The organism is Jiangella mangrovi, assembly GCF_014204975.1.
In the GTDB taxonomy this organism is placed as follows: Bacteria; Actinomycetota; Actinomycetes; order Jiangellales; family Jiangellaceae; genus Jiangella; species Jiangella mangrovi.
The window spans coordinates 4,604,768-4,623,056 of sequence record NZ_JACHMM010000001.1 but is presented as its reverse complement, the minus strand read 5'-3'; the positions used below and the strand labels follow the sequence as shown (position 1 = coordinate 4,623,056).

Here is an 18,289-nt window from a genome sequence, read left to right as displayed (position 1 = left end):
GCCGCTTTGGGGGGAACGACCGGTGCGGTGCTCGCGTCAGCTGGTGCGGCCGATGGTCGCCGTCTTGGCCCCCGTCAGCCTGATGAGGTCGGCCGGCGTGATCTCGACGTCGAGACCACGCCGCCCGGCCGAGACGAACACCGTCGGGAAGCCGAAGGCCGACTCGTCGACGATGGTGGGCAGCCGGCGCCGCTGCCCGAACGGACTGATTCCCCCGACCACGTAGCCCGTGGCCCGCTCCGCCTGCGACGTGGCGGCCATGACCGCCCGCTTGCCGGCGGCGGCCCGGGCCAGCGACTTGAGATCCAGCGACCCGGACACCGGGACCACGGCGACCACGAGCTCGTCGTCGACCTCGGCGAGGAGGGTCTTGAAGACGCGCGTCGGCACGACACCGAGTGCGCGGGCGGCCTCCAGGCCGAACGACGGCGCGGAGGAGTCATGGTGGTACGGGTGCATCGTGAACGGCACCCCGGCTCGCTCCAGCACCAGCGTGGCCGGTGTTCCTGTTCGCTGGCGTGTTGTTGTCCCCATTAGGGCAATCTAGACCCATCACTAGTGATTCGTCATCGCACGCGCCGCGTTTCGATCTCACCCGTAGACCTGCACCTCCGCCAGGGACAGCGCATTGTTACCCACGAGTTGTACTCGGACGTAGCGTCCCGTGCGCCCAACGTCGACGAGCGACGGAGTGCCGCCCTGCCCGGTGTGGTGGTAGGCGAAGACGCCCGGCTGGGCCAGCGTCTGGCTCAACGAGCCCGACGTGAACGGCGTGTCGGAGACGAGCACGTAGAAGTTCGTCAGCCGGTCCGAGCAGCAGTCCGTGCGGTTCCAGACCGCGATCTCGTCGATGTCCTCGACGGCGCCGAGGTCGACCTGCCACCACGACTCCGGCTGGAACTGCGTGTGCGTGACCGACCCGCCGCCCCAGTTGCCGCTGGTGTTGCCGTCGACCGCCCGCGACGGCACGCCGCCGGCCTCCATGGTCGACTGCGTGGCGGTCCTGCCGCGGGCGAGGTTCGGCCGCAGCACCTGGACGCCGAGGCGCACCGGGATGGTCCAGTCGTCCGACGCGACGGTCGCGGTGAACTGGTAGGCGCCGTCCGGCGTGCCCTCGGGGATGGTGAGGGCGAGCTCGGCGGTGCGGGTGTTTCCCCTGGTCACGGGCGCCATCCGGACCGTCGACGGCGTCACGGTCCAGCCCTCGGGGGCCTCGAGCCGGATCCGCGTCGTCGGGATCGCCCGCTGCTCGGCCGGCGCCAGGCTCACGGTCACCGGGATCGTCGTGCCCGGACGCTGGGTCCCGGTGGACACCGTCGCGCCGACCCGGACCTGCGGCACGATCCGGTACGACTCGCCGGCCTCGGTGCTGAACCGCAGCCGGTCGCCGTCGGCGCTGGACGGGACCACCGTGCCGTCGCCGTCGTACACCCGCACCGGGCCGGCGAAGGCGGCGTTGCGCAGCACCGTCTCGCCGCCGCGGTCGGCGTCGAGGCGGATCTCGGTGGGCAGCCCGGCCGCCCAGTCGACGCCGACGGTGTACGCCCCGCGGGCGCGCAGGCCGTCGAGGCTGCCGGTGTGCCAGGCCGACGGGAGCGCCGGGAGCACGTCGATGGTGCCGGTGTGGCTCTGCAGCAGCATCTCCGCAACACCCGCCGTGCCGCCGAAGTTGCCGTCGATCTGGAACGGCGGGTGGGTGTCCCACAGGTTCGGCAGCGTGGAGCTGGAGAGCAGCTCGCGGAGCATGAGGTGGGCGTGGTCGCCGTCGAGCAGCCGGGCCCAGAAGTTGACCTTCCACGCCTTGCTCCAGCCGGTGCCGCCGTCGCCGCGAGCCTCCAGCGACACCCGCGCCGCCTCGGTCAGCTCGGGCTCGGTGAGCGGGGCGATCTGCGCACCGGGGTGCAGCGCGTAGAGGTGCGAGACGTGCCGGTGGTCGTTGTTCGGGTCGTCGATGTCGATCTTCCACTCCTGCAGCTGGCCCCACTCGCCGACCCTCAGGCCGGGGTCGAGCCGCGCCAGGGTGTCCTGCAGGACCGCGCGGTGCTCGGCGTCGACGCCCAGCTGCTCCGACGCTGCGATGGTGTTCGTCAGCAGGTCCCAGATGATCTGCTGAGACATCGCGGCGCCCGCGGAGTACGGGCCGTGCTCGGGGGAGAAGCTCGGCGAGACGACCAGCGTGCCGTCGCGGGGGTCCTCGACCAGGAAGTCCAGCCAGAACTCAGTGGCCTCGCGCATGATCGGGTACGCCGTGTCGGCCAGGAACTCCTCGTCCTGCGTGAACAGCCAGTGCTCCCACAGGTGCCGGGCCAGCCAGCCGTTGGACTCCGGGAACCAGAACGACGTCGGCCAGTCGTGCACGCCGGTGTAGCCGAACGGGGTCGTCTCGTTCTGCACCACCCAGCCGTCGGCGCCGAACATCTCCTGCGCGCTGACCCGGCCCGGCGCCCGCAGCGAGTCGATGTAGTCGAACAGCGGCGCCGTCGTCTCCGAGAGGTTGGTGACCTCGGCCGGCCAGTAGTTCATCTGCAGGTTGATGTTGACGTGGTAGTCCGCGCCCCAGGGGTTCGACGTGCCCTCGGCCCAGACGCCCTGCAGATTCGCCGGCAGCGACCCGGGCCGCGACGACCCGATCAGCAGGTAGCGGCCGTACTGGGCGTAGAGGACCTCGAGGTAGCGGGCGTGCTCGGGCGGCAGCGTGCCGGCGGCGTAGCGGGTGCGCAGGTCGTCGGTCGTCGTTCCGGCCGGCGCCTGCTGGCCGAGGTCCAGCGTGAACCGGTCGAACAACTCGGTGTAGTCGGCGACATGGGCCGCGCGCAGGTCGTCGTAGCCCTTGGACGCGGCGGCGTCGACGGTGGCTGTGACCTTCGCGTGCGGGTCGTCGCCGCGGTAGGCGGGGTAGACGTCGCTGTAGTTCGTGCCGGCGCTCAGCACGATGGTGACGGCGTCGGCATCGGTCACCTGGACCGCGTTCGCCGTCCCGCCGAGGCTGCCGCCGTCGGGGATCACCTGCAGCTGCGACTCGAACCGCATCTGGTTGTCGTTGAGGTTGCCCGCGACGGTGAGCCGGCCGCCGTCGCGCGTGACCTGCGTGTTGCTGCGGCCGCTGGGGATGGTCTGCGAGACGCCGACGTCGATCGCGCCCGGCTGGTCCGCCGTCAGGCGGGTGACGAGGACGCCGTCGGGATAGCTGGCGAAGTACTCGCGGGTGTAGGTGACGCCCGCTCGTTCGTAGGTGACGGAGGCTGTGCCGTCGCCGAGGTCGAGGTCGCGCCGGTAGCCGCTGACGCCGTCGCCCGCGCCGGTGCCGAAGTCGAGCCGGAGCTCGCCGAACGTCGTGTACGAGCCGAAGTCGTCGCGGCCCTGACCGAGCAGCTGGGTGATGACCTCGGGCGTCACCTGGGTCTGCTCGTCGATGAGGTCGCGGGCGTCCTGCAGCGCGGTCGGCCGCGGCGCCGTCCAGTTGCCGCCGGTGTACTGCCGGCCGGGCGCCGGGCCCCCGATCCATAGGGTCTTCTCGTTGAACTGGATGCGCTCGGTGCCGACCTGGCCGAAGACGACGCCGCCCAGCGCGCCGTTGCCGATCGGCAGGCCGTGGCTCTCCCACGAGGTCGCCGGCTCGTCGTACCAGAGGACGAGGTCGGATGTCTGTGCGCTCTGCGGGGATTCAGGTGGGGCGAGCGGTTCGGCCGTCGACGTGCCCGCCGTCAGGGCCGCCACCGTCGTCACCGCCGTCGCCATGCCTCCGAGTGCCAGCCCTGCTCGTCTCCGTCGGCTCATTGCCGGGCCTCCACACACGCCGTTGGGGGGAATACATCGGATGTGTCGGAGGATACGGTGAGTGATCGCTGCGGGCAATAGGGGTGATCACGGGGTGAATGCGGGTCTTCTGATCGGATCTCTGGGGGTCGGCTAGAGTGCGCTCAACTGGTCAGACCACAGCATCCGACCCTCAACGACGCCCGCGGAGGACGCCCGCCATGCCGTTGTTCGACAAGCCGCTCCCGGAACTGCGTGAGTACCGCCCCGAGCGCGACGAGCAGCCCGACTTCGACGACTTCTGGTCCCGCACGCTCGCCGAGGCCGCCGAGTTCCCGCTCGACCCCGAGTTCACCCCCTACGACGCCGCCCTCAGCCTCGTCGACGTGTACGACGTGCGGTTCTCCGGCTGGGGCGGGCACCGGATCGCCGGCTGGTTCCTCGCCCCGGCCGGGGCCACGGCGCCACTGCCGACCGTCGTCCACTACATCGGCTACGGCGGCGGCCGCGGCTTCCCGCACGACTGGCTGGCCACCGCGGTCGCCGGGTTCGCGACCTTCGTCATGGACACTCGCGGCCAGGGCTCCAACGGCACGCCCGGTGACACCCCGGACCCCGTCGGCGGCCAGAACGCGCAGACCCCGGGGTTCATGACCCGCGGCATCCTCGACCCCGCCGACTACTACTACCGCCGCGTCTTCACCGACGGCGTCCGCGCGGTCGACGCGGCCCTCACCCACCCCCTCGTCGACCCGTCGCGGCTCGTCATCGGCGGCGGCAGCCAGGGCGGCGGCATCGCGACCGCGGTGGCCGGACTGCGACCCGGGCTGGCGGGCGCCATGATCGACGTGCCCTTCCTGACCGGCTACCGGCGCGCCACCGAGATCGTCGAGACCCAGCCGTACTACGAGATCGCGCGCTACCTCTCCATCCACCGCGGCTACGAGGACCGGGTGTTCCGCACCCTGTCCTACTTCGACGGCATGAACTTCGCCGCGCGGGCGACGGCGCCGGCCCTCTACAGCGTCGCCCTCATGGACACCACCTGCCCGCCGTCGACGGTGTTCGGCTCGTTCAACCACTACGCGGGCCCGAAGGAGATCCGGGTCTGGCCCTACAACAAGCACGAGGGCGGGCAGACCTTCCAGACCCGCGAGCAGCTGCACTGGCTGCGCGACATCGCCAAGGGCGCCTGACGGTCCGCTTCGCATCGGGGACCGGTCAGGCCTCGCGGCCGGCCGGCCCTGGACGGGCACCGCTGGCCTTCGACGGCTGCCTTGTCTAAACTGGGGTGCACCGGCCCATCGAGGTGGGAACCGGTAGTGAGCCTGGGAAGGTCCCGCTGGCCGGGGTCCCGGGCTCGCGGCATGTCAGGGGACGATCACCAGCTCGGTGAGCTTGTGCGCCAGAACCTTCCGATACCGGCCATCGCCCGAACAGTCGGCCAATACGGCACCTGCCACGATGTCCGCTATCGCGAGCGCCGGTTCGGCGGGGCCGGGCTCGTGCTCCAGCCGAAGTGCAGCCGGCACCAGACCTTGTGCGCGCAGTCCGTCCAGGAGTTGCCGATCCCGCTGATTCTGCTTGGCCTCGCGTGCCTCGGCGATGACTCGAGTGACGCCACAGTCTGCCGATCGGCACTGACGCCCGATCCGATAGGATGGCTCATCTACGCAACGTGGTTGTGCAGAGTGCAACGGAGGGTGAGCCGGTGGAGCGGAACACGTCGTCGTCGCTGCGGCGCGGGCTCGCGCTGCTCGACGCGGTGTCCGCGGTCACGGGGGCGGGCGGCGCGACGCTGACCGAGCTCGCCGCCGCCGTCGGCGTGCACAAGAGCTCGGCGCTGCGCCTGCTGGCGCCCATGGCCGAGTCGGGGCTGGTCCGGGTCGAGCAGGGCAGGTACCTGCTCGGCCCGCGGACCGCCCAGCTCGGCCGCGTGTACCTCGACTCCGTCGATCTTCGGGCGCTGGCGCAGCCGGCGCTGCGCCGCCTGGTCGAGGAGTCGGGGGAGTCGGTGCACCTCGTGCTGCCCGACCTGCCGGACATGGTCTACATCGACAAGATCGACGGGCCAGGGCGGGTGCGGATGAACTCCTACGTCGGATCGCGGCAGCCGGCGCACTCGACCGGGGTCGGGCGGGCCTACCTCGCGTTCGCCGACGCGGCCGCCGTCGACGCCGTCGTCGCGCACGGGCTCACCCCGCGGACCGACCGGACGGTGACCGACCCGGCAGCGTTCCGGGCCGGGCTCGCCGTCGTCCGCACGTGCGGGTACGCCGTCGACGACATCGAGAACGAGCTCGACATCCGCTGCGTCGCCGCGCCGGTGTTCGACCACGACGGCGCCGTCGCGGCCGCCGTCTCGGTCGCCGGCCTGGCCACGCGCGTCACCCCCGACCGCTTCGACCGGCTGGGCGAGCTCGTCGTCGCCGCGGGCCGGGCGATCTCCGAACAGCTCGGCGCACCCGACAGCGCACCCCCACGAGAGGAACCACGATGACCGACCGCATCCCCCCGAGCGCGCAGCTGCGCGAGACCGGGGTCATGGCGATCCTGCGGGCCCGCTCGGCCGACCGGTTCGGCGAGGTCAGCCGCACCCTCGTCGACGCCGGCATCACCTGCCTGGAGATCACGCTGACCTCGCCGGGCGCTGTCGGAGCGATCCGCACCATTCGCCAGGTGCTGCCGGACACCGTCGACGTCGGGGCGGGGACCGTCATCGACGCGGACCAGGTGCACGCCGTCGTCGAGGCCGGGGCCGGGTTCGTCGTGTCGCCGTCGTTCGAGCCGGAGGTCGTCGCCGCCGCCCGCGAGGCCGGCATCCCGGCGTACCCGGGCGTCTTCACGCCGACGGAGGTGCTGGCGGCCTGGCGTGCCGGCGCGGCCGTGGTCAAGCTCTTCCCGGGCTCGGCGGTGGGACCGTCGTACATCACCGCGCTGCGCGGCCCGTTCCCCGACATCGCGATCATGCCGACCGGCGGGGTCAGCCTCGCGAACATCGGCGACTGGATCCGGGCCGGCGCGGCGGGCGTCGGGCTGGGCGGGCCGTTGCTGGGCGACGCCGCCGACGGCGGCGACCTCGGCGCGCTGGCGGAGCGGGCGGCGACGGCGCTCGCCGCGGTCCGGGAAGCGCGGGCCGGCGCGGCGGGTGGCGCCGCATGAGCGCGGCCAGCGGGCTCGTCACCATCGGCGAGGCGATGGCGCTGGTCGCGGCCGCGCAGACCGGCGGGTGGGCGCACCACCGCGACCTCGAGCTGTCCGTCGCCGGCGCCGAGCTGAACGTCGCCGTCGGGGTGCGGCGGCTGGGCCGGCCGGCGACCTGGATCAGCCGGGTCGGGGCCGACGGATTCGGCGAACTGATGCTGCGCGAGCTGCGCGCCGAGGGCGTCGACGCCGTCGCCGCCGTCGACGACACCCGTCCCACGGGGCTCATGGTCAAGGAGCGGCCGAACAGCCTGCACACGCGGGTCCGGTACTACCGGGCCGGCAGTGCGGCATCGGCGCTGACGGCGTTCGACCTCCCGCTCGAGCGGATCCAGCGGGCCGCCGTCCTGCACGTCACCGGCATCACGCCCGCGCTCGGCCCCGGCCCCGCGTCGGCCGTGCAGCTCGCCGTCGACACCGCACGGGCGGCGGGCGTGACGGTGTCGCTGGACGTCAACTACCGCTCGGCGCTGTGGAGCCGGTCCGACGCGGGCGAGTCGCTGACGCCGCTGGTGAAGCAGGCCGACGTGCTGTTCGCCGGGCCCGAGGAGGCGTCGCTGATCGTGCCCGAGGCGGACCCGGAGGACATGGCGTACCGGCTGGCCGAGCTCGGGCCGCAGCAGGTCGTCATCAAGATGGGCGCCGACGGCGCCGTCTCGCTGATCGACGGCGAGCTGCGGCGCACGCCCGCCATCCCGGTGCAGGTGGTCGACACCGTCGGCGCCGGCGACGCGTTCGTGGCCGGTTACCTCACCGAGCTGATGGAGGGCGCCGGGGCCGACCGGAGACTGGCGACGGCGGTCGCTGCGGGCGCGTTCGCCTGCACCGCCCTCGGCGACTGGGAGGGCCTGCCGACCCGCGCCGACCTGCCGGCCCTGCAGGCCACCGAGGCGGTGCACCGCTAGGCCAGGGCGTCGTCCAGCTCGCACAGCTGCGCGAACGTCGGTGCGAGCTGATCACGCTCGTCAGTGGTGAGCTCGACGGCACGAGCCTCGGCGACCGCCGTCCGAGCCGCCGCGGGGTCGTCGAGGCGCAGCCGCAGCTCGGCCAGGAAGGCCAGTGCCTCGACCCGGTGGGTGGCGTCGACCTCGGCCTCGGCGGGTGCGCGGCCGAGCGCGCCCGCGAGGATCTTCGCCGCCTGGGCGACGTCGCCGTGCGAGTCGGCCAGCACGACGGCGTTGGCCACCGCCTGGGTGAGCTTGTCGCCGTCGTCGATCGTCGTGACGGGTGCGACGGCCGCGCCCGCCGGGCTGTCGCGCATGACCCGGATCCAGTTGCCGCTGGGGTCGATGAGGCTGAAGCCGCTGAGGTTGCCGGCGTTCTTGCGCCGCCGCGGCCGGGTGATGCGGGGGAAGCCGCTCATGGGGAGCTTGCCGAAGCTGGACCGCAGCCCCGCGGCGAACGCCTCGAAGAGCGGCTCGGTGTCGTCGACCAGGACGAGGCAGGAGCTGTAGGACTCCTCGGGCTTGAAGCCGTCCATGCCGAAGTACTGCAGGTCGAGGTCGCCGCGGCGCAGCGCCACGACCGGGTTCGGGCGCTGCTGGTAGTAGGCGACCTCGAAGCCGAGCGGCAGGTAGAAGTCGCGGATCTCGTCGATGGAGGCGCAGGGGAGCAGCGGGATCGTCCGGGTCGGCATGCCTCATTGCACCACGGCCGGCCTGCGTGCTCGTGGTAGCGTCGAGGAAAGGCGAGCGAGTGCTCGTGTTTCTGTGGCGAGGAGGGCCGTGACCGGACGGCAGGCGCGCGGGCAGGCGCGGATGGACCAGATCCTGACGGCGGCGGCCGAGGCCTTCGCGGAGTCCGGCTATGAGGCGGTCAGCACCAACGCCATCGCGGCGCGGGCCGGCATCTCGCCCGGCTCGCTCTACCAGTTCTTCGCCAACAAGGACGACATCGCGCACGCGCTGGCCGAGCGGTACGCGCGGGCGCTCAGCGAGGCGCACGGCGCCGCGTTCGACGGCGCCGACCTCGCCGCCGTGCCGTTGGACGAGCTGATCGCCGTCATCACCGGGCCGCTGGTCGAGTTCAACCTGGACCACCGCGGCTTCAAGGCCCTGTTCGCCCGGCCGGACCTGCCGCCGTCGCTCACCGCCGCCGTCGCGCCCCTGCACGCCGCACTGCTCGGGCGGGTGACGGCGCTGCTGGCGGCGCGTTCACCGGGTCGCCCGGAGGCTGACGTCGAGCGCACGGCGACAGTGGCGATCCAGCTGGTGCGGGCGATGATGCCGCTGATCGCGGCGGCCGACGGTGCTCATCGCGACGCCCTGGTGGGGGAGCTGCGCGCCGTCCTGCACGGCTACCTCGAGCCGGTGCTGCGATGACGCGCCGGCGCTGGATCGTCGTGGCCGCGGCTGCCGCCGTCGTCGCCCTGGCCGTGCCGTCGATCTGGGCGTACACCGCGAGCGCGGGCCGGATCCTGTCCTCGCCGGCCGACGCGCCGTCGACCGACGTCACCATGGTGATGGGCGCCGGCGTGCGCGCCGACGGACGGCCGTCACGGCTGCTGGCTGGGCGGCTCGACGTCGCGGCGGCGCTGTACCACCTCGGGCGGACGCGGACGCTGCTGGTCAGCGGCGGTACCGCGCCCGGCGGCTACGACGAGCCGGCGGCGATGCGGCGGTATCTCGTCGGGGCGGGGGTGCCGGATGAGGCGATCGTGGAGGATCCCGGCGGGGTCGACAGCTGGTCGTCGTGCGTGCGGGCCCGCGACGAGTTCGGGCTGTCGCAGCTGCTCGTGGTGAGCCAGCGGTTCCACCTGCCGCGGACGGTCGCGCTGTGCCGCTCGGTCGGCATCGACGCCGTCGGTGTGGCGCATGACTCGAAGGACTCCAACCCGCCGGGGACGCGGCAGGGCTACCTGCGCGAGGTGGCCGCCTCGGTGCCGGCGATGGTGCGGGCTCTGTTCGGCTAGCGGAGCGACTTCGCGAACCAGTGGTGAACGTGGGCGGTGTCGCCGTATGGGTCGACGGCGTCGTAGCCGGCCGATCGGTAGAGGGCGGCGGCCTCGGTGAGGACCTCGTGGGTGCCGAGGCGCAGGGTGGTGAGCCCCAGGTCGTCGTGGGCGTGGTGTTCGAGCTCGGTGAGGAGGCGGCGGCCGAGGCCCTGGCCGCGGGCGTTCGGGTGCACCCACATGTGCCGCACCTCGCCCGTCTGCGGCGCGATGGTGCGTACGGCGGCGCAGCCCATCCCGTCGCCGGCGACGAGCAGGACGCCCGCGGGCGGGGTCAGCTCGCTCGCCGCCACCAGGTCGCCGTCGTCGAATCCCTCGGGGAAGCGGGTCCGCAACTCGGCCGCGTAGGCCGTGAGGCACCGACGCGCGAGTGGCGACTCGGGGTCGATGGCGCGGATATCCACAGGAGGATTCTCTGACTGCAGTCAGGAAAAATCCAGAGCTGTGGACAACCGAGATTCGGGCCGTCCGGGGCGGCACACTTGGGCGCTGTGTCCCTGCATGCCTTCGTCGACGAGTCGGTCGCCGGCGCCTACATCGTCGCGGTCGCCCTCGTCCGCGCGAGTGAGGTCGCCGCCGGCCGGCGGCTGATGCGTGGGCTGCTGACCGGTGGCCAGAAGCGCATGCACTTCTACCAAGAGAGCGACCGTCGCCGATCCAAGATCCTCAAAGGCATTGAGGAGCTGGGGCCCGAGTTCCGCGTCTACCTGACGAAGAAGCGCAAACACGCTCGTGATGCGTGCCTCGAACGGATGATTCCCGATCTGGTCGCTGCCGATGTGCGGCGGTTGGTGATCGAGCGGGACGAGTCGCTGGTACTGGCTGAGCGGCGATTGTTGTACCAGCTGACCAGAGACGACAGGCCGGGCCTCGAATACGTGCACCTGCGCGCCAAGGAAGACCTGCTGCTGTGCCTGCCGGACGCGATCGCGTGGTGCTGGTCGCGCGGCGGCGGATGGCGGGAGCGGGTGGCCGCCTACACCACCGAGATCGCGCTCTAGACAGCGCGAAGCCCCGCCCACCCACCGTCCGGAAGGCTGCGGGGCTCACTTCCTCGGGCTAGTGCCCTCGGCCACCGTCAGGATATCTCGTCGCCGCCGATGCGAGCAATCGCGCTGTGGACACCGCATCTTGCGATGCGGGCAATGCGTCCGAGGGGTGAACGGCGCACATAGACTCGGGTGAGTGATACGCCGCATCGACCTGCGGGGGAGGCTCGCCGCCGGCGAGACCCTCGACTACCGCACGCTCGTCCCACGCGCCCCGGTCGACGTCGAGGCCGCGCTCGACGCCGTCCGGCCGATCTGCGCCGACGTGCGGCATCGGGGCCTGGCGGCGATCCAGGAGCTGACTCTACGGTTCGACGGCGTCGAACTGGCGGACGTGCGGGTGCCGCAGCGGGCCATCGACACGGCGCTCGCCGGCCTCGACCCGCGCGTCCGGGCCGCCCTCGAGGAGTCCATCCGCCGTGCCCGGCTGGTCCATGGTGACCAGCGCCGCCAGGATGTCACCACCGCGGTCGTCCCGGGCGGCACCGTCACCGAGCGGTGGATCCCGGTCGAGCGGGTCGGCCTCTACGTCCCCGGCGGGCTGGCGGTCTACCCGAGCAGTGTCGTCATGAACGTCGTCCCGGCGCAGGCCGCGGGCGTGGGCAGCCTCGCGGTCGCCAGCCCGCCGCAGCGAGACTTCGACGGCCTGCCGCACCCCACCATCCTCGCCGCGTGCGCACTGCTCGGCGTCACCGAGGTCTATGCCGTCGGCGGCGCGCAGGCGCTCGCCATGTTCGCCTACGGCATCAGCGACGGTGTCGGCGTCACGCCCGTCGACCTCGTCACCGGGCCCGGCAACGTCTATGTCGCGGCGGCGAAGCGGCTGCTGCGCGGCGTCGTGGGCATCGACGCCGAGGCGGGGCCGACGGAGATCGCGGTGCTCGCGGACGAGACCGCGAACGCCACCCACGTCGCGGCCGACCTCATCAGCCAGGCCGAGCACGACCCGCTGGCCGCCTCCGTTCTCGTCACGGACAGCGACGCCCTCGCCGACGCCGTCACCGCGGAGCTCGACCTGCGCACCAAGAGCACCAAGCACGACGAGCGCGTCCGCACGGCCCTCGGCGGCGAGCAGTCCGGCATCGTGCTCGTCGACGACCTCGACCAGGGCCTCGCCGTGGTCGACGCCTACGCGGCGGAGCACCTCGAGATCCAGACCCGCGACGCGCCGACGGTCGCGAGCAGGGTCCGGAACGCGGGCGCGGTCTTCGTCGGCCCGTGGTCGCCGGTCAGCCTGGGCGACTACGCGGCCGGTTCCAACCACGTCCTGCCCACCGGCGGCAGCGCACGGCACTCGTCCGGCCTGTCGGTGCAGACGTTCCTGCGCGGCGTCCACGTCGTCGAGTACGACGAGGCCGCCCTGAGGAACGTCGCCGACGACGTCCGAGCCCTGGCCAACGCGGAGGACCTGCCCGCCCACGGCGAGGCGATCACGGCGAGGTTCACCGATGAGTGAGCTCCCCATCCGCGACGAGCTGCGCGGCTTCGAGCCCTACGGCGCGCCGCAGCTCGACGTGCCGGTCTGCCTGAACGTCAACGAGAACCCGTTCGCGCCGTCGGAGCAGCTGGTCGCCGACGCCGCGCGGGCGGTCGCGCACGCCGTCCGCGATCTCAACCGCTACCCCGACCGCGAGGCGACGACGCTGCGCGAGCGGCTCGCGACCTACCTCCACGGCGAGGCCGGCGTCGCCCTCGACACCGGCCAGGTGTGGGCGGCCAACGGCTCCAACGAGGTCATGCTGCAGATCCTGCAGGCCTTCGGCGGTCCGGGCCGGACGGCGCTCAGCTTCGCCCCGACGTACTCGATGTACCCGGAGTACGCCCGCGACACCTCGACGGCCTGGGTCACGGCGCCGCGCGACGAGCACACCTTCGCCATCGACCACGACGACGCCCTCAAGGCCGTCGCCGAGCACCAGCCCACCGTCGTCTTCATCGCGTCGCCGAACAACCCCACGGGGACGGCGGTCCCGCTCGGCCTGGTCACGGCCCTGCACGAGGCCACCGACGGCATCGTCGTCGTCGACGAGGCGTACGCGGAGTTCCGCCGCGACGGCGTCCCGAGCGCCCTCACGCTGCTCGCGACCCACCCGCGGCTCATCGTCACGCGCACCATGAGCAAGGCGTTCGCGTTCGCCGGCGCCCGGGTCGGCTACGCGGCCGCCAGCACGCAGATCGTCGACGTCCTGCGGATCGTCCGGCTGCCGTACCACCTCTCCGCGGTCACGCAAGCGGTCGCCGTCGTCGCCCTCGAGCACGCCACGGAGCTGCAGGCCCGTGTCGCCCAGCTGCGCGACGAGCGCGATGCCCTGGCCGTCTGGCTGCGCGAGCAGGGCCTCGAGGTCGCCGACTCCGACGCGAACTTCGTGCTCTTCGGCCGGTTCGCCGACCGGCGCGCCGTCTGGCAGGGTCTGCTGGACCACGGGGTCCTGATCCGCGAGACCGGCCCGGACGGCTGGCTGCGGGTCTCCGTGGGGACGCCCGAGGAGACGACGGCGTTCAAGGTCGCCCTGATCGACGTACTGAAGGAGCTGTCATGAGCCGCACCGCCAAGGTCGAGCGCGCGACCAGCGAGAGCAAGGTCAGCGTCGAGCTGGACCTCGACGGCGAGGGCCGCCACGACATCGCCACCACGGTGCCGTTCTACGACCACATGCTGACGGCGCTCGCGCGGCACTCGCTCATCGACCTCACCGTACGCTCCGAGGGCGACACCCACATCGACGTCCACCACACCGTCGAGGACACCGCCATCGTCATCGGCCAGGCGCTGCGCGAGGCGCTCGGCGACAAGCTCGGCATCGTCCGCTACGGCGAGGCGACCGTCCCGCTCGACGAGGCCCTCGCGCACGCCGTCGTCGACGTGTCCGGGCGACCGTACTTCGTGCACTCCGGCGAGCCGGCCGGGCAGGAGTTCGTGCTGATCGGCGGCCACTTCACCGGGTCGCTGACGGCGCACGTGCTCGAGAGCCTGGCCCACCACGGCGGTCTGACCATGCACGTGCGCGTGCTCGGCGGCCGCGACCCGCACCACATCGCCGAGGCGCAGTTCAAGGCCGTCGCCCGGGCGCTGCGCGCCGCCGTCGCCATCGACCCGCGCGAGCGCGGCGTGCCGTCGACCAAGGGCGCGTTGTGACGCTAGCCCTCAGTGCCGACGCGGGCGCCGTCGTCGCCCCGCGTCCCCGACGGCAGCCCGGTCAGGAAGCGCTCGACCGCGTCCTCGTAGGCCGACGGGTCCAGGTTCCAGCTGCGGACGTGCTCGGCCTCGGTGCGCAGGAAGGTCACCAGGTCGGGCCTGGCCTCGGCGAACCGCTCCGACGACGTCACCGGGACGGTGGTGTCGGCCGAGCCGTGCACCAGCAGCACCGGCAGGTCGAGGCGGTCGGCGTGCGCGACCTGGTCCATGGCCCAGACGTTGATGCCGGTGCGGGCCCGCACGACCGAGGCCGCGACGGTGGCGCCGAACGCCGGCACTCCGCGCAGCCGCGCCTGGTAGACCAGGATGTCCGGCCAGGACAGCACGGGGGAGTCGTAGACCACCCCGGCGACGCCGTCCGATCCGGCGACGCGCAGGTGGTTGCCGACGATCGCGCCGCCCATGGAGTAGCCGGTCAGCACGACGTCGCGAGCCCCCTGCGACCTGGCCCAGTCGATGGCCGCGGCGAGGTCCTCGGACTCCGTCCAGCCCAGGCCGTACTCGCGGTGCGGGCCCTCGGGCGCGCCGTCGTCGTTGCGGTAGGCGATGGACAGCTGCGGCAGGCCGAGCCGGTGCACTGCCGGGACCAGCCGGTACGCCTGGCCCCGCGTGGCGCCGCGGCCGTGCACGTGGATGAGCCAGCGGTCGCCGTCGGCCGGGACGTACGTAGCGGGGTAGCGGCCCAGCGGGCCGTCGAACTCGATGACCTGGGCGTCCAGCCCGGCGACCCGCGACAGGTCGTAGAGGTCGGCGGGCGCGGCGTAGTAGGCCACGCGGACCTTCGTGCCGACGGCGGGCAGCTGCGGGTAGGGGCTGATGCTGCGCAGGACGTACTCACCGGCCACGTCGATGTCCGGCCCGACCCGGGCGAACCCGCCCGGCCACTCGAGGCCCACGACGCCGGGCTCCTGGGCGCCCGCGCCGCTCAGCGTGACGGTGCTGCCGACGACGGCGACGACCTCGACCGGGTAGTCCGGCGGCTCGGGGCGCACCTGCAACAGCTCGTCGGCGTAGTACCAGCCGCCCGCACCGGTGGTGGCCAGGCCCGCCACGGCGACCGCCGCGGAGCCCACGGCCACCCGCAGGGGCCAGCGCCGTCCGGCACCGGCAAGCGCACCGGCATCGTCGAGGGTCACCTTCGCAGTCTGACACGCCGAGGTGGACGATGAGTGACGTGCACGCCAAACGAGATGTGGTCGTCCTCGACTACGGATCCGGCAACGTCCGGTCCGCGACGCGCGCCCTGGAGAAGGTCGGCGCGAACGTCACGCTGACCGCGGACCGCGCGGCGGCGGCCGAGGCCGACGGGCTCGTGGTCCCCGGTGTCGGCGCGTTCGCCGCGTGCATGGCCGGCCTGCGCGCCGTCCGCGGCCACGAGGTGGTCGGCCGGCGGCTTGCGGGCGGCCGGCCGGTGCTGGGCATCTGCGTGGGCATGCAGATCCTGTTCGAGCGCGGCGTCGAGCACGGCGTCGAGGCCGAGGGCATGGGCGAATGGCCCGGCACCGTCGAGCAGCTGCAGGCGCACCCGCTGCCGCACATGGGCTGGAACACCGTCGAGGCGCCGGCCGGTTCGGTGCTGTTCGGCGGCGTGGAGAAGGAACGCTTCTACTTCGTGCACTCGTATGGTGTGCGCGACTGGGTGATGCCGCCACCGGAACGGTTGCGCCCGCCGCTGGTGACGACGTCCGAGCACGACGGCGACACCTTCGTCGCCGCCGTCGAGAACGGACCGCTGAGCGCGACGCAGTTCCACCCGGAGAAGTCCGGTGATGCTGGTCTGCAGTTGCTCGAGAACTGGGTGAGGAGTCTGTGACCGTGACCAACTGGGACGCACGGGCCTACAATCGCGACTTCGCGTTCGTCGCGGCCTACGGTGCGGAGCTGCTCGACTGGCTGAAGCCGCAGCCGGACGAGTCCATCCTCGACCTCGGCTGTGGCACGGGCGAGCTGACCGCCCGCCTCATCGACGCCGGCGCGCGGGTCATCGGGCTCGACTCCGACCCGGCCATGATCGACGCCGCCCGCGAGCGGCTGGGCGACGCCGCCGAACTGCGGGTCGCCGACGCGCACGACTTCACCGTCGACGAGCCGGTCGACGCCGTCATCTCCAATGCCGCGCTGCACTGGATGACGTCGCAGGTCGAGGTGCTCGGCTGCGTGTCCGACGCGCTGCGCGAGGGCGGCCGGTTCGTCGCCGAGATGGGCGCCACCGGCAACGTCGCCGCCATCACCACCGCCGTCGACCGCGCCTGCCGCGAGGCCGGGCTGCCCGACCGCACCTGGCCGTGGTTCTTCAACTCGCCGGCCGAGTACGCCGCCATGCTCGAGGACGCCGGGCTCGAGATCCGCCAGCTCGACTTCTACGACCGGCCGACCAAGCTCACCGGCCCCGACGGCATGACGAAGTGGCTGGAGATGTTCGCGTCGTCGCAGGTCGAGGGGTTGCCCGCCGAGGTGCTGGCGCGGGCCGAGGAGCTGGCCCGCCCGGCGCTCTGGCGCGACGACGCCTGGTGGGCCGACTACCGCCGGCTCCGGTTCCGGGCGGTGAAGCTCTGATGACGGTGCTCGAGCTGCTGCCGGCCGTCGACGTCGCCGACGGGCAGGCCGTGCGCCTGGTCCAGGGCGAGGCCGGATCCGAGACGTCCTACGGCGACCCGCTCGAGGCCGCGCTGGCCTGGCAGAGCGCCGGCGCGCCCTGGGTGCACCTGGTCGACCTCGATGCCGCGTTCGGCCGCGGGTCGAACCGCGAGTTGCTGGCCGCGGTGGTCGGGCGCCTGGACGTCGACGTCGAGCTGTCCGGCGGCATCCGCGACGACGCGTCGCTGGAGGCCGCGCTGGCGACGGGGTGCCGCCGGGTCAACCTCGGCACCGCCGCGCTGGAGGACCCGGAGTGGACGGCGTCGGCCATCGCCCGCTTCGGCGACCGCGTCGCCGTCGGGCTGGACGTGCGCGGCACCACGCTGGCCGCCCGCGGCTGGACCCGCGAGGGCGGCGACCTGTGGGAGGTGCTCGAGCGGCTCGACCGCGACGGCTGCGCCCGCTACGTCGTCACCGACGTCACCAAGGACGGCACGCTGCGCGGACCGAACCTCGACCTGCTGCGCGAGGTCTGCGCGCGGACGTCCCGGCCGGTGGTCGCGTCGGGCGGGGTGTCGAGCCTCGACGACGTCGCGGCGCTGCGGTCGCTGGTGCCGATCGGCGTCGAGGGCGCGATCATCGGCAAGGCGCTGTACGCGGGCCAGTTCACGCTGGAAGAGGCCTTGAAGGTGGCCATCTCGTGAGTGTGGCCGTCCGGGTCATCCCCTGCCTCGACGTCGACGCCGGCCGCGTGGTGAAGGGCGTGAACTTCACCAACCTGCGCGACGCCGGCGACCCCGTCGAGCTGGCCGCCGCCTACGGGGCCGAGGGCGCCGACGAGCTGGTGTTCCTCGACATCACCGCGTCGTCGGACGACCGCTCGACCATGTACGACGTCGTCTCGCGCACGGCCGAGCAGGTGTTCATCCCGCTGACCGTCGGCGGCGGCGTCCGCTCCGTCGACGACGTCGACCGGCTGCTGCGCGCGGGCGCGGACAAGATCGGCGTCAACACCGCCGCCGTCGCCAGGCCCGAGCTCGTCGCCGAGATCGCCGGCCGGTTCGGCAACCAGGTGCTCGTGCTGTCGGTCGACGCGCGGCGCGGCGGCGACACCGAGTCCGGTTTCGAGGTCACCACGCACGGCGGGCGCCGCGGCACCGGCATCGACGCCGTCGGCTGGGCGGCCCGGGCCGCGGAGCTGGGGGCGGGGGAGATCCTGCTGAACTCAATGGACGCCGACGGCACCAAGGACGGCTACGACCTCGCCATGCTGACCGCGGTACGCGCCGTCGTCGACGTGCCGGTGATCGCCAGCGGCGGCGCCGGAGCGCTCGCGGACTTCGCGCCCGCCGTCGACGCCGGAGCCGACGCCGTCCTGGCCGCGAGCGTCTTCCACTTCGGCGATCTGCACATCGGCGAGGTCAAGTCGGTGCTGGCCGAATCCGGGCATACCGTCCGTTGAACATCGTTCGATGATCTAGCGGGTCGAGTCCCCTCAAATGGGGTGTTTGCGGCTATGCTGACGCGGTCCGCCGCGTGCGTGGGCGGACCCTGACA

19 protein-coding genes are annotated in these 18,289 nt (G+C 72.8%); 14 read left to right on the top strand and 5 right to left on the bottom strand.

Features of this window, described 5'->3' with window-relative positions; all coding sequences use genetic code 11:
- Positions 1-36: 36 nt before the first annotated feature.
- Positions 37-534, bottom strand: a complete 498-nt coding sequence (ybaK, locus tag HD601_RS21395) for a Cys-tRNA(Pro) deacylase (RefSeq protein WP_184825271.1) — start codon at positions 532-534, stop codon at positions 37-39.
- Between the two features lie 57 nt (positions 535-591).
- Positions 592-3,777 (bottom strand): glycosyl hydrolase family 95 catalytic domain-containing protein, encoded by a 3,186-nt coding sequence (locus HD601_RS21390; protein WP_184825269.1) that lies wholly within the window; start codon positions 3,775-3,777, stop codon positions 592-594.
- A gap of 200 nt (positions 3,778-3,977) precedes the next feature.
- Between HD601_RS21390 and HD601_RS21385 the strand changes: the two genes are divergently transcribed.
- The 4 genes from HD601_RS21385 to HD601_RS21370 all read left to right on the top strand — a co-directional run bounded on the left by HD601_RS21385 (position 3,978) and on the right by HD601_RS21370 (position 7,865).
- Positions 3,978-4,952 (top strand): acetylxylan esterase, encoded by a 975-nt coding sequence (locus HD601_RS21385; protein ID WP_184825267.1) that lies wholly within the window; start codon positions 3,978-3,980, stop codon positions 4,950-4,952.
- Between the two features lie 515 nt (positions 4,953-5,467).
- The gene (locus HD601_RS21380; RefSeq protein ID WP_221441187.1) at positions 5,468-6,256 is read left to right on the top strand and encodes an IclR family transcriptional regulator domain-containing protein; all 789 of its coding nucleotides are present in this window, start codon (positions 5,468-5,470) and stop codon (positions 6,254-6,256) included.
- Positions 6,253-6,918 carry a bifunctional 4-hydroxy-2-oxoglutarate aldolase/2-dehydro-3-deoxy-phosphogluconate aldolase gene (locus HD601_RS21375; RefSeq protein WP_184825265.1) on the top strand — a complete coding sequence of 222 codons (666 nt, stop codon included), beginning with the start codon at positions 6,253-6,255 and terminating at the stop codon, positions 6,916-6,918. Before HD601_RS21380 ends, HD601_RS21375 begins: the two co-directional genes overlap by 4 nt.
- Entirely contained in the window at positions 6,915-7,865 is a 951-nt protein-coding gene (locus HD601_RS21370; RefSeq protein WP_184825264.1) for a sugar kinase, read from the top strand. The genes HD601_RS21375 and HD601_RS21370 overlap by 4 nt, the downstream gene beginning before the upstream one ends.
- Here the strand turns inward: HD601_RS21370 and HD601_RS21365 are convergent.
- On the bottom strand, positions 7,862-8,596 hold the full coding sequence (locus HD601_RS21365; protein ID WP_184825263.1) for a VOC family protein: 735 nt from the start codon (positions 8,594-8,596) through the stop codon (positions 7,862-7,864). The two genes, HD601_RS21370 and HD601_RS21365, sit on opposite strands and share 4 nt — an antisense overlap.
- An 88-nt stretch (positions 8,597-8,684) precedes the next feature.
- On the opposite strand from HD601_RS21365, the gene HD601_RS21360 reads away from it, so the two are divergent.
- Both HD601_RS21360 and HD601_RS21355 read left to right on the top strand, forming a co-directional pair.
- Positions 8,685-9,281 (top strand): TetR family transcriptional regulator, encoded by a 597-nt coding sequence (locus tag HD601_RS21360; RefSeq protein ID WP_221441186.1) that lies wholly within the window; start codon positions 8,685-8,687, stop codon positions 9,279-9,281.
- Positions 9,278-9,871 (top strand): SanA/YdcF family protein, encoded by a 594-nt coding sequence (locus HD601_RS21355; RefSeq protein WP_184825261.1) that lies wholly within the window; start codon positions 9,278-9,280, stop codon positions 9,869-9,871. Before HD601_RS21360 ends, HD601_RS21355 begins: the two co-directional genes overlap by 4 nt.
- Here the strand turns inward: HD601_RS21355 and HD601_RS34080 are convergent.
- Positions 9,868-10,314: a GNAT family N-acetyltransferase gene (locus tag HD601_RS34080; RefSeq protein ID WP_184825259.1), complete on the bottom strand. Its 447-nt coding sequence runs from the start codon at positions 10,312-10,314 to the stop codon at positions 9,868-9,870. The genes HD601_RS21355 and HD601_RS34080 overlap by 4 nt on opposite strands.
- 87 nt (positions 10,315-10,401) lie before the next feature.
- Between HD601_RS34080 and HD601_RS21345 the strand changes: the two genes are divergently transcribed.
- The 4 genes from HD601_RS21345 (at position 10,402) to hisB (ending at position 14,095) form a co-directional block, all read left to right on the top strand.
- A complete protein-coding gene (locus HD601_RS21345) occupies positions 10,402-10,911 on the top strand; it encodes a hypothetical protein (protein ID WP_184825257.1) in 510 nt (169 codons plus the stop codon).
- 184 nt (positions 10,912-11,095) lie between these two features.
- Entirely contained in the window at positions 11,096-12,415 is a 1,320-nt protein-coding gene (gene hisD, locus HD601_RS21340; protein WP_184825255.1) for a histidinol dehydrogenase, read from the top strand.
- Entirely contained in the window at positions 12,408-13,499 is a 1,092-nt protein-coding gene (locus HD601_RS21335; RefSeq protein ID WP_184825253.1) for a histidinol-phosphate transaminase, read from the top strand. Before hisD ends, HD601_RS21335 begins: the two co-directional genes overlap by 8 nt.
- Positions 13,496-14,095, top strand: a complete 600-nt coding sequence (gene hisB, locus HD601_RS21330) for an imidazoleglycerol-phosphate dehydratase HisB (protein WP_184825251.1) — start codon at positions 13,496-13,498, stop codon at positions 14,093-14,095. The genes HD601_RS21335 and hisB overlap by 4 nt, the downstream gene beginning before the upstream one ends.
- A gap of 2 nt (positions 14,096-14,097) precedes the next feature.
- Here hisB and HD601_RS21325 read toward each other — a convergent pair whose 3' ends face one another.
- Positions 14,098-15,291, bottom strand: coding sequence for a prolyl oligopeptidase family serine peptidase (locus tag HD601_RS21325; protein ID WP_184825248.1), 1,194 nt, complete (start codon positions 15,289-15,291; stop codon positions 14,098-14,100).
- Positions 15,292-15,320: 29 nt separating this feature from the next.
- On the opposite strand from HD601_RS21325, the gene hisH reads away from it, so the two are divergent.
- Genes hisH through hisF form a run of 4 tightly spaced genes read left to right on the top strand, consistent with a single transcriptional unit; the run spans position 15,321 to position 18,194 of the window.
- A complete protein-coding gene (hisH, locus tag HD601_RS21320; protein ID WP_184825246.1) occupies positions 15,321-15,968 on the top strand; it encodes an imidazole glycerol phosphate synthase subunit HisH in 648 nt (215 codons plus the stop codon).
- A 2-nt stretch (positions 15,969-15,970) separates the two neighbouring features.
- Entirely contained in the window at positions 15,971-16,711 is a 741-nt protein-coding gene (locus tag HD601_RS21315) for a methyltransferase domain-containing protein (protein WP_184825244.1), read from the top strand.
- A complete protein-coding gene (gene priA, locus HD601_RS21310) occupies positions 16,711-17,436 on the top strand; it encodes a bifunctional 1-(5-phosphoribosyl)-5-((5-phosphoribosylamino)methylideneamino)imidazole-4-carboxamide isomerase/phosphoribosylanthranilate isomerase PriA (RefSeq protein WP_184825242.1) in 726 nt (241 codons plus the stop codon). The genes HD601_RS21315 and priA overlap by 1 nt, the downstream gene beginning before the upstream one ends.
- The gene (gene hisF, locus HD601_RS21305) at positions 17,433-18,194 is read left to right on the top strand and encodes an imidazole glycerol phosphate synthase subunit HisF (RefSeq protein ID WP_184825240.1); all 762 of its coding nucleotides are present in this window, start codon (positions 17,433-17,435) and stop codon (positions 18,192-18,194) included. Before priA ends, hisF begins: the two co-directional genes overlap by 4 nt.
- Positions 18,195-18,289: the final 95 nt, after the last annotated feature.

What these genes read in the sequence shown, in the direction of transcription:
- ybaK (WP_184825271.1), bottom strand. Translation starts at nt 534, where the DNA reads ATGGGGACAACAACACGCCAGCGAACAGGAACACCGGCCACGCTGGTG.
- HD601_RS21390 (WP_184825269.1), bottom strand. Translation starts at nt 3,777, where the DNA reads ATGAGCCGACGGAGACGAGCAGGGCTGGCACTCGGAGGCATGGCGACG.
- HD601_RS21385 (WP_184825267.1), top strand. Translation starts at nt 3,978, where the DNA reads ATGCCGTTGTTCGACAAGCCGCTCCCGGAACTGCGTGAGTACCGCCCC.
- HD601_RS21375 (WP_184825265.1), top strand. Translation starts at nt 6,253, where the DNA reads ATGACCGACCGCATCCCCCCGAGCGCGCAGCTGCGCGAGACCGGGGTC.
- HD601_RS21370 (WP_184825264.1), top strand. Translation starts at nt 6,915, where the DNA reads ATGAGCGCGGCCAGCGGGCTCGTCACCATCGGCGAGGCGATGGCGCTG.
- HD601_RS21365 (WP_184825263.1), bottom strand. Translation starts at nt 8,596, where the DNA reads ATGCCGACCCGGACGATCCCGCTGCTCCCCTGCGCCTCCATCGACGAG.
- HD601_RS21355 (WP_184825261.1), top strand. Translation starts at nt 9,278, where the DNA reads ATGACGCGCCGGCGCTGGATCGTCGTGGCCGCGGCTGCCGCCGTCGTC.
- HD601_RS21335 (WP_184825253.1), top strand. Translation starts at nt 12,408, where the DNA reads ATGAGTGAGCTCCCCATCCGCGACGAGCTGCGCGGCTTCGAGCCCTAC.
- hisB (WP_184825251.1), top strand. Translation starts at nt 13,496, where the DNA reads ATGAGCCGCACCGCCAAGGTCGAGCGCGCGACCAGCGAGAGCAAGGTC.
- hisH (WP_184825246.1), top strand. Translation starts at nt 15,321, where the DNA reads ATGAGTGACGTGCACGCCAAACGAGATGTGGTCGTCCTCGACTACGGA.
- priA (WP_184825242.1), top strand. Translation starts at nt 16,711, where the DNA reads ATGACGGTGCTCGAGCTGCTGCCGGCCGTCGACGTCGCCGACGGGCAG.